Consider the following 8,970-nt stretch of genomic DNA (forward strand, 5'->3'; position numbering starts at 1 on the left):
CGGGTCCGAACCCTCCGGTCCCGCCCGCCCGCAGTCGGGAGGGACCGGAACCCCGCCGGCCCGCCCGCCCGCAGTCAGGGCGGGCCGGCACCCCGCTCGACCGCCCGAACTGGATCGATCGTGACCGTCTTCCTGAACGATCACGACCACGAGCCGGCGGTCGGGGATCCGCTGCCCGGTTCCCCGGCCGCCTCCCCCTTCCGGCAGGCCGCCGAGACCACCACCGCCCCGGTGTTCGTGGACTCCTCCGGCCTGCGGGTGCCGGTGCGGGACCCGGCCGCCGGCGGGCCCCGGACCCGGTGGCCGCCGGGGGCTATCGTGCACAGGTGCACGAGGCGGTCCGGGACCCCGGGCGGGCCCTCTGAGGGGAGCGGTTCCAGGTGATCGGACGCGCGCTGAACGGGCGCTACGAACTCGTCGAGATACTCGGCGTCGGCGGCATGGCCACGGTCTGGCGCGGGGTGGACCACGTGCTGGGGCGTCAGGTGGCCGTCAAGGTCCTCAACGGGGGCCTCGCCGACGACCCGAGGTTCGCCGAGCGGTTCGGCCGTGAGGCGCAGCACGCCGCGATGCTGGTCCACCCGAGGATCGTCATGGTCTTCGACTCCGGGGTCGACCAGGGCTCGCCGTACATCGTGATGGAGCTGGTGCAGGGCCGCTCGCTGGCCGCCCTGCTGGCGCAGCGACCGGTGCTGCCGGTCGAGCAGGCGGTCGGGATCGCCGCCGCGGTCTGCGAGGGGCTGGCCCACGCGCACGCGGCCGGCCTGGTGCACCGGGACATCAAGCCCGGCAACATCATGATCACCGACGACGGCGGGGTGAAGGTCGTCGACTTCGGCATCGCCCGGGCGGGCTCCTCGCACAACCTCACCCAGACCGCCTCGGTGCTCGGCACCGCCGCGTACCTGTCGCCCGAGCAGGCCACCGCGAGCCCGCTGGACGGCCGCACCGACCTGTACGCGGTCGGCTGCGTGCTGACCGAGATGCTCACCGGCGCACCGCCGTTCACCGCCGAGACGCCGGTGGCGATCGCCTACAAGCACGTCGGCGAGCAGCCGTCGCCGCCCTCCGTCCGGCGCCCCGGCCTGCCGCCCGTGCTGGACGCGGCGGTGCTGCGGCTGCTCGCCAAGCACCCGGCCGGCCGTCCGGCGGACGCCGCCTCGGCGCGGGCCGAACTGCTGGCCTGCGTCCCGGGGCTGGTGCCCGCCGACCCGACCACCGAACTGCTCGCCGCCACCCCGTTGCCGCCCGCCTTCCACACCGCCGCGCCCGCGCCGGACCTGCGGCACACCACCCTGCTGCCGCCCCAGCCGGTGCCGCCGATGCCTCCGGCGGCCACCTCGGTGATGGCGCCGATCCCGGCGGCCCCGCCGCCGTTGCCGGCGCCCGAGCGGGAGGGCCGCCGCAAGCCGGTCCTGTTCGGCGCCCTGGGCCTGGCCGGTGTCGCGGGCGCCGCGGTGATCGGGCTCACCGCCTTCGACGACCCGTCCACCCCCGCCGCCTCGTCCACCCGTCCCACCGCGACCTCGACCGCGACCGCGACCCGGACGCCCACCCCCACCCTGACGCCGACGCCGACCCCGACGGCCACCACCCCGTCCGCCCGCCCGACCCCGACGGCCCCCGCCACCACCCCGGCCCCGCACGACCCGGCCCCGCTGGTCCAGATCAACGCCCTGCGGCAGAGCATCGCGCAGACCCAGGTGGAGAAGGACCGCGGCCGGCAGATCGAACTGCTGCGCACCCTGGACGAGGCCACCGCCCGCCTCAACGAGGGCCGGCCTGACGACGCCGCCGCCAGGCTGAAGAGCGCCCAGCGCTCCGTGCGCGACCTCGCCAAGAAGCACGCCATCGACGGACCCACCTACCAGAGCTGGAACTCCCGCCTCTCCTCCCTCGTCACCTCCCTCAACGCCGAAGCCGACGAGGAGGACTGACGCGGCCGTCGTCGGGGTGCGGGACTTCGACGCCCTCGGAGCCACCGGCCGCTACCGGCCCGCCCTGACGCACGGCCTCCAGCGGCTGGTGGTGGCGACGGACCTCCCCGGCGCCTGAGCGCGGGTCAGGCGCCGAGGAAGCGCTGGAGCTGCTGGAGGAGGTAGTTGGCGCCGGTGTAGCCGAGGTCCTGGAACCACAGCTGGTCGTCGACGGGGAAGGCGCGGTGGGCCTTGACGGCCTCCAGGGACCGCCAGGCGGGGCTCGCCAGCGTGGCGGTGAGGCCGTTGCGGGCCGGGTCGCCGTAGCCGGCGTAGAGCAGCAGGTCGCCGTCGGCCTTCGCGAGCTGGTCGGGCGGGAGCTCCTGGTCGGGCTGGTCGGTGTTCTGCGCGTCCGGCCGGGCGAGGCCGGCCTCGGCGAGCACGGAGCCCGGGAAGGTCTGCCGGCCGTACGTCCGGATGCCGCCGCCCTCGACGAAGCGGAGCAGGCTGACCCGCCGACCGCCCGCCTTGGCGTTCGCCAGCGCGGTCACCACCTGGTTGACGTGCCGCTGGTAGGAGGCCGCGAACGCCGCCGCCGCGTCCCGGCGGCTGAGCGCCTGGGCGTGGGTCTCGACGTTGGCCTTCCAGGGCGCGCCGGTGGTCTGGGTGAGCACGGTCGGGGCGATCGCCCGCAGCTCGTCGTACCGGCCGCCGTCGCGGGTCTGGTTGGACAGGATGAGGTCGGGCCGCAGGGCGCGGACCGCGGCGAGGTCCGGGGCGCCGACCGGGCCGACGTAGGCGATCCGGTCGAGCCGGGAGGCGGGCCAGTAGTCGGGGAACGCCTGGTCCGCCGCGGGCCGGGCCGCGCCGACCGGGGTGATGCCGAGGGTGAGCGCGGAGTCCAGTTCGGCGGTGTCCAGCGCGACCACCCGCGTCGGCGCGCCGGGAACGGTGACCGGGCCGGTGGCGGTGGCCACGGTGACCGGCGGCAGCGGGGTGGGGGAGGGCGTGACGGCGGCGGCCACGGGGCCGGCCGGCGGCGGCGCGGGGTGGTGGACGGTGCAGCCGGTGAGCGCGGCGCCGCCGAGCGCGGTCAGCAGCGTGCGGCGGGTGAGCGGGGACATCGGCACCTCGGACGGCGGGGGAGGGTGAGCGCAGTCCGTCGATTATGTCCGAATTGGTGCATAAAGTTTCGCTATGCGACCGTCTTGACCGCCCACGGCGCGCCCGGTACCACCAACGGCGTCCCGGTCACCGGGTCCGGAACCACCACCGAGTCCAGCCCGAACACCTCGCGCACCAGTTCCGCCGTCACCACCTCGGCCGGCGGGCCCTGCGCGACGATCCGCCCCTCCCGCATCGCCACCAGGTGGTCGGCGTACCGGGCCGCCTGGTTGAGGTCGTGCAGCACCGCGACGACGGTCCGCCCGCGCTCCACGTTCAGCCGGCGGACCAGGTCCAGCACCTCCACCTGGTGCGCGATGTCCAGGAAGGTGGTCGGCTCGTCGAGCAGCAGGATGTCGGTGCCCTGGGCGAGCGCCATGGCGATCCAGACCCGCTGCCGCTGCCCGCCGGACAGCTCGTCCACGCCGCGCTCGGCCAGCTCGGCCGTCGAGGTGCGCTCCAGCGCCTCCGCGACGGCCGCCTCGTCCTCCGCCGACCACTGCTGCCACCAGGTCTGGTGCGGCTGGCGGCCGCGCGACACCAGGTCGGCCACCGCGATGCCCTCGGGGGCGGACGGCGACTGCGGCAGCAGGCCGATCCGCCGGGCGATCTGCTTGGTGGGGACGCGCGCCAGCTCCTCGCCGTCCAGCAGCACGGCGCCGCGCGTCGGCTTCAGCAGTCGGCCGAGCGCGCGCAGCAGGGTGGACTTGCCGCAGGCGTTCGGCCCGACGATCACCGTCACCTTGCCGTCCGGGATCCGCAGCGAGAGCCGCTCGGCGACGGTGCGGGCCTCGTAGGCGAGGGTCAGCTCCCGCGCTTCCAGACGGTGGGCGGACTCGGTGTCGACGGACTCGGCGTCGGCGGGCATCGGGACCTCCACGACTCAGGAACCTCCACGGCGGGAGCGGATCAGCAGCCACATCAGGTAGGGCGCGCCGACCAGTCCGGTCACCACGCCGACCGGCAGCTCGGTGGGCGCCAGCAGGCGGCGGGCCAGCAGGTCGGCCAGCACGACGACCAGCGCGCCGGTGAGCGCCGAGCAGAACAGCGGGATCTGCGCCGAGCGGGCCAGCCGCACGGCGATCTGCGGGGCCATCAGCGCGACGAAGTCCACCGGCCCGGCCGCGCCCGCCGCGCAGGAGGCGAGCACCACGCCGAGCAGCGCCATGCCGAGCCGGATCCGGTTCAGCCGCAGCCCGAGGCCGACGGCGGTGGCGTCGTCGAAGGAGATCGAGCGCTGCGCCCGCGCCGCCCACAGCGCCACCGGCACGGCGGCCAGCAGCACCCAGGCGAGCCAGCCGGCCTGGTCGTAGCCGGCGCCGTTCAGGCTGCCGGTCATCCAGACCTTGGCGGCCTGCGCCTGGAAGCCGTCGCCCTTGGTGAGGAACACCGAGGTCAGCGAGGAGAGCGCGACCGAGATGCCGATGCCGATCAGCACGAAGCGCTGCGCGTGCAGCCCGCGCCGCCAGGCCAGCAGGTAGACCAGCAGGCCGGCCACCAGCCCTCCCGCGACGGCCGCGTACGGCACCTGGCCGGTGGAGTCGACCACGCCGTAGGCCAGCAGGCCGACCACGGTGGCGGTGGCGCCCCAGGAGACGCCGACCACGTCCGGGCTGGCCAGCGGATTGCGGGCGACGGTCTGGATCAGCGCCCCGGCCAGCCCGAGCGCGGCGCCGACCAGCAGGCCGACCACCACCCGGGGCAGCCGGAACTCGCCGACCACCAGCTCGTGCGGGCTGGGCTGCCCGAACACCACCTTCAGCACCTCGCCGGGCGCCACGGTGGACTCGCCCAGGCAGAGCGAGGCGACGACGGTGGCGGCCAGTGCCACCAGCAGGCCGAGCGCCGCGTAGGCGGAGCGCCGGTGCAGCAGGAAGGAGGCGCCCCGGGCGCGCACCGCGGTGTAGCCGCGCAGCGGAACCATCGGGGCCGTCATGCCGCCACCACCTTCCGGCGCCGGATCAGCGTGACCAGCACCGGCACACCGACCAGTGCGGTCATCACACCGGCCGGCACCTCGGAGGGCGGGAACAGCACCCGCCCCAGCGTGTCGGCGAGCAGCAGCAGCGCCGGGCCGAGCACGGCGGAGAGCGTGAGTACCCAGCGGTGGTCGGCGCCGGCCACCGCGCGGGCGGCGTGCGGCACGGCCAGGCCGACGAAGGCGATCGGTCCGGCCGCCGCGACCGCCGAGCCGGTCAGCACGGTCGCGCCGAGCGCGCCGACGGCCCGGACCAGCCCGGTCTTCGCGCCGAGCCCCTTGGCGGTGTCGTCGCCGAGCGCCAGCGCGTCCAGCCCGCGCGCCACCGCGAACACCAGCACCGTGCCGACGGCCAGGAACGGCAGCAGCTGCCAGGCGACGTCCGCGGTGCGGCCGGAGAGCGAGCCGACGTGCCAGAACCGGAACTGGTCCATCGCGGCCGCGTCGGTGGTGAGCACCAGGGTGTTGAGCGAGGCGATGAACGCGGACGCCGCCGAGCCGGCCAGCGCCAGCTTGATCGGCGTCGCGCCGCCCCGGCCACGTCCGGCCAGTCCGTACACCACCACGGTGGCGAGCACCGCGCCGGCGAAGCCGAACCAGACGTACCCGGTGAGCGTGGAGATCCCGAACGCGGAGATCGCCACCACCACGCCGGCCGCCGCGCCCTGGCTGACGCCGAGGATGCCGGGGTCGGCGATCGGGTTGCGGGTGATGCCCTGCATGACGGTGCCGGCCAGGCCGAGCGCGGCGCCGACCGCGAGGCCGACGACCGTGCGCGGCACCCGCAGCTCGCGGACCACGACGGCGTTGGTGGAGTCCCCGCCGTGCAGCAGGGCGTCGACGGTGTCGCCGAACGGGACGTTCCGGCTGCCGACCGAGAGGCTCAGCAGCACCGCGGCGGCCAGCACGGCCAGCGCGGCGGCGAGCCACAGTATTCGGTGGCGCAGCAGGCGGGCTCTACCGGGCGCGGTGGTGTCGGTCATGGCTCTCTCTCGCAGATAGCTCAGGCAAACCTAAGTTCCATCCGGAAGCCGGGGCAAATCGTTCCTTCGGGCAGGTCGGGCGCGTTGGATAGCCTGGCGGTATGCCCGCTACCTCGGACGCTCCGCTCACCGTCGGCTTCGACCTGGACATGACGCTCCTGGACACCAGGCCCGGCATCCGCGCCACCTACCTGGCGCTGTCGGCCGAGACCGGGACCGTCATCGACGCCGACCTGGTGGTCACCCGGCTCGGACCGCCACTCGTCGACGAGCTGCGCAACTGGTTCCCGGCGGAACGGCTGGAGGCGGCCGTGGACCGCTACCGCACGCTGTACCGGGACCATGCCTTCGCGCCGACCGTCGCGCTGCCCGGCGCGCACGACGCCCTGAACGCGGTCCGCGCGCACGGCGGCCGGGTCGCGGTGATCACCGGCAAGTACGAGCCGAACGCCCGGCTGCACCTGGAGCACGCGGGCCTGCGGGCGGACGCGGTGGCCGGCGACCTCTGGGCGGAGGGCAAGGGCGACGCGCTGCGCGAGCAGGGCGCCACCGTCTACGTCGGCGACCACCTGGGCGACATCCGGGGCGCCCGGCACGCGGGCGCCGTCGCGGTGGCGGTGGCCACCGGCCCGTACCGCGCCGAGGAGCTGCGGGCGGCGGGCGCGGACGTGGTGCTGCCGGACCTCACCGCCTTCCCGGTCTGGCTGGCCGGGCACCTCGGGAAGGCCGCGTAGCGGCGCCCGGCGGGGGCGCTCAGGCGTCGGCGCGGGACCGGCGGCGCTGGGCCCGGGCGGAGAGCAGCAGGCCGCTGAGGGCGAGCAGGAAGCCCAGCGGCATCAGCATGCTCAGCCAGTACGCGGCGGTGGGCAGCGGCGTCAGGTTCAGGACCAGCGGGACGAAGGTGACGAGCGTGGCGAGCGCGCCGAGCCCGAAGACGATCGCTCCGGCCTTGACGTAGGCGTCGCCGCGGTCGGCGCTCTGGCTGCTCACGGGGCTTGCTCCTCTGCGGCCGGGACGGCGGGTTCGGCCGCCGTCCCAGTCTCGCAGAGGCCGCCGGCGGCCGTTCCCGCGCGGTGCCGGGCGGCGGCGCGCCAGGGCGTCCGCGGCCGCTTCGCGGACGATCCGCGGATGAGCGGTCCCCGTCACGTTGCGCAGTTTTCCGGGCGCTGGGAGTTTTGATCCCTGCTGGGCGGGGGTATGCAGGCTGTGCCGAGGGGTGCGATCAGTGCGCCCCCTTCTCTCCGACCCGGGGGTGCGAGCCTGTGGACAGCGCCGAGCCGCGCCCCGGCCATGCCGGTTCAGGGTCGCCCGTGGCCGCCGGAGCTCCGTACGGATCTTGCGCGGAACGCGGATGAGACAGTGACGGACCGTTAGTCTGCTCCTTACAGCGTGCTGACCGTGCGCGCCCTCGCGGGCGTGTCCCCCGGGGCCGGCCCGCTCTCCCACCACCCAGTGATCCCCGGCCAGGGCCGGGATCCCTCACACCCACATCGAGGACTGTTCGAGATGCCCACCGGCCAGGTCAAGTGGTTCAACGAGACGAAGGGCTTCGGCTTCCTGTCGCGCGATGACGGCGGCGACGTCTTCGTCCACACCAAGGCGCTGCCCGCCGGGATCACGTCGCTGAAGCCGGGCCAGCGGGTCGAGTTCGGCGTGGTCGCGGGGCACCGAGGCGACCAGGCGATGCAGGTCCAGCTGCTGGACGCGCTGCCGTCGGTGGCCGCCGCCCAGCGCAAGAGCCCGGACGACATGGCGGCGCTCGTCCAGGACCTCATCACGATGATGGACTCGGTGCTGCCGGGCCTGCAGCACGGCCGCTACCCGGCCAAGCCGGCCGGGCAGAAGCTCGCGGTGCTGCTGCGCGGGGTGGCCGACCAGTTCGACGTCTAGGGAGTCCGTCGGGGGGCGGACCTCGGAAGCGGCGGACCTCAGAAGTCCAGCGCACCCGGGCCGAGCGGAGGCACCAGCCCCTCCGCGGCGGCCCGGGTGAGCAGCGCGCGCACGGCCGCGTGCCCCTCCTCGCCGAGGTCCGCGGTGAACTCGTTCACGTACAGGGCGATGTGCCGGTCGGCGACGGACGGGTCCATCTCCTGGGCGTGCTCCAGCACGTAACCACGGCTGGCCTCCGGGTCGTCCCAGGCCTGCCGGACGGAGGCGCGGATCGCCTCGGTGAGCGCCTTCAGCCGCTCGGCGCCCAGCGAGCGCCGGGCGATGATCGCGCCCAGCGGGATCGGCAGGCCGGTCTCCCGCTCCCAGGCCTCGCCCATGTCGGCCAGGCACCGCAGCCCGTAGTCCTGGTAGGTGAACCGGGCCTCGTGGATGACCAGGCCGGCGTCCACCCGGCCGTCCCGGACGGCGGGCATGATCTCGTGGAACGGCAGCACCACGATCTCGCCGAGGCCGCCGGGCACCGCCTTCGCCGCCCAGAGCCGGAACAGCAGGTAGGCGGTGGACCGCTCGGAGGGGACGGCCACGGTCCTCCCGCTCAGGTCGTCGCCGCTCTCCGGCCGGGTCAGCACCAGCGGGCCGCAGCCGCGTCCGAGCGCGCCGCCGCACGGCAGCAGGGTGTACTCGTCCAGCACCCACGGCAGGGCGGCGTAGCTGACCTTGAGGACGTCCAGCCCGCCGCGCTCGGCCAGGCCGTTGGTGACGTCGATGTCGGCGAAGGTGACCTCGGGGGCGTCCGCGCCCGGGACCAGGCCGTGCGACCAGGCGTGGAAGACGAAGGTGTCGTTCGGGCAGGGCGAGTACGCGATGCTCAGCCGTTCAGCCACGGCCGGCCTCCTTCACTAGCGCGGGGTGGGGCAGAGCGGCGAAGGCGCGCTCCAGCGCGGCCAGCGCCTCCCCGATCCGCCAGGCGGACCGGTCGCGGGGGCCCACGGCGTTGGAGACGGTCCGCAGCTCGAACGACGGCACGCCGTGCCGGGCG

Annotated in this window: 9 protein-coding genes and 1 pseudogene; 3 read left to right on the forward strand and 7 right to left on the reverse strand. The window is 75.2% G+C overall.

Translation table 11 applies throughout. The annotated features are described in order from the left end of the window. Positions 1 to 380 precede the first annotated feature (380 nt). Complete coding sequence (locus tag ABD308_RS34475; protein WP_344343796.1) at positions 381 to 1,937, forward strand: protein kinase domain-containing protein; 1,557 nt, start codon at positions 381 to 383, stop codon at positions 1,935 to 1,937. A gap of 125 nt (positions 1,938 to 2,062) precedes the next feature. On the opposite strand, the gene ABD308_RS34480 is transcribed toward ABD308_RS34475, so the two are convergent. The 4 genes from ABD308_RS34480 to ABD308_RS34495 all read right to left on the reverse strand — a co-directional run bounded on the left by ABD308_RS34480 (position 2,063) and on the right by ABD308_RS34495 (position 6,041). Next, a complete protein-coding gene (locus ABD308_RS34480; protein WP_344343798.1) occupies positions 2,063 to 3,040 on the reverse strand; it encodes an ABC transporter substrate-binding protein in 978 nt (325 codons plus the stop codon). A gap of 71 nt (positions 3,041 to 3,111) precedes the next feature. Continuing rightward, a complete protein-coding gene (locus ABD308_RS34485) occupies positions 3,112 to 3,948 on the reverse strand; it encodes an ABC transporter ATP-binding protein (RefSeq protein ID WP_344343799.1) in 837 nt (278 codons plus the stop codon). A 15-nt stretch (positions 3,949 to 3,963) separates the two neighbouring features. Continuing rightward, positions 3,964 to 5,016 carry a FecCD family ABC transporter permease gene (locus tag ABD308_RS34490; RefSeq protein WP_344343801.1) on the reverse strand — a complete coding sequence of 351 codons (1,053 nt, stop codon included), beginning with the start codon at positions 5,014 to 5,016 and terminating at the stop codon, positions 3,964 to 3,966. Continuing rightward, a complete protein-coding gene (locus ABD308_RS34495) occupies positions 5,013 to 6,041 on the reverse strand; it encodes a FecCD family ABC transporter permease (RefSeq protein ID WP_344343803.1) in 1,029 nt (342 codons plus the stop codon). The genes ABD308_RS34490 and ABD308_RS34495 overlap by 4 nt, the downstream gene beginning before the upstream one ends. A 101-nt stretch (positions 6,042 to 6,142) precedes the next feature. Here ABD308_RS34495 and ABD308_RS34500 point away from each other — a divergent pair, with 101 nt between their 5' ends. Continuing rightward, positions 6,143 to 6,775: an HAD family hydrolase gene (locus ABD308_RS34500; RefSeq protein ID WP_344343805.1), complete on the forward strand. Its 633-nt coding sequence runs from the start codon at positions 6,143 to 6,145 to the stop codon at positions 6,773 to 6,775. A gap of 19 nt (positions 6,776 to 6,794) precedes the next feature. On the opposite strand, the gene ABD308_RS34505 is transcribed toward ABD308_RS34500, so the two are convergent. Further along, on the reverse strand, positions 6,795 to 7,031 hold the full coding sequence (locus ABD308_RS34505; protein WP_344343807.1) for a hypothetical protein: 237 nt from the start codon (positions 7,029 to 7,031) through the stop codon (positions 6,795 to 6,797). A 516-nt stretch (positions 7,032 to 7,547) separates the two neighbouring features. On the opposite strand from ABD308_RS34505, the gene ABD308_RS34510 reads away from it, so the two are divergent. Next, positions 7,548 to 7,931, forward strand: coding sequence for a cold-shock protein (locus tag ABD308_RS34510; protein WP_344343809.1), 384 nt, complete (start codon positions 7,548 to 7,550; stop codon positions 7,929 to 7,931). 38 nt (positions 7,932 to 7,969) lie between these two features. Here ABD308_RS34510 and ABD308_RS34515 read toward each other — a convergent pair whose 3' ends face one another. Together ABD308_RS34515 and ABD308_RS34520 are read right to left on the reverse strand one after the other, a co-directional pair. After that, positions 7,970 to 8,815, reverse strand: a complete 846-nt coding sequence (locus tag ABD308_RS34515; protein WP_344343811.1) for a 1,4-dihydroxy-6-naphtoate synthase — start codon at positions 8,813 to 8,815, stop codon at positions 7,970 to 7,972. Continuing rightward, positions 8,808 to 8,970: pseudogene (locus ABD308_RS34520) on the reverse strand (futalosine hydrolase); the annotation flags it as partial. The pseudogene ABD308_RS34520 and the gene ABD308_RS34515, both read right to left, overlap by 8 nt.

This window comes from Kitasatospora putterlickiae (assembly GCF_039527695.1).
GTDB lineage: Bacteria > Actinomycetota > Actinomycetes > Streptomycetales > Streptomycetaceae > Kitasatospora > Kitasatospora putterlickiae.

What these genes read in the sequence shown, in the direction of transcription:
- ABD308_RS34495 (WP_344343803.1), bottom strand. Translation starts at nt 6,041, where the DNA reads ATGACCGACACCACCGCGCCCGGTAGAGCCCGCCTGCTGCGCCACCGA.
- ABD308_RS34485 (WP_344343799.1), bottom strand. Translation starts at nt 3,948, where the DNA reads ATGCCCGCCGACGCCGAGTCCGTCGACACCGAGTCCGCCCACCGTCTG.
- ABD308_RS34500 (WP_344343805.1), top strand. Translation starts at nt 6,143, where the DNA reads ATGCCCGCTACCTCGGACGCTCCGCTCACCGTCGGCTTCGACCTGGAC.
- ABD308_RS34480 (WP_344343798.1), bottom strand. Translation starts at nt 3,040, where the DNA reads ATGTCCCCGCTCACCCGCCGCACGCTGCTGACCGCGCTCGGCGGCGCC.
- ABD308_RS34490 (WP_344343801.1), bottom strand. Translation starts at nt 5,016, where the DNA reads ATGACGGCCCCGATGGTTCCGCTGCGCGGCTACACCGCGGTGCGCGCC.
- ABD308_RS34510 (WP_344343809.1), top strand. Translation starts at nt 7,548, where the DNA reads ATGCCCACCGGCCAGGTCAAGTGGTTCAACGAGACGAAGGGCTTCGGC.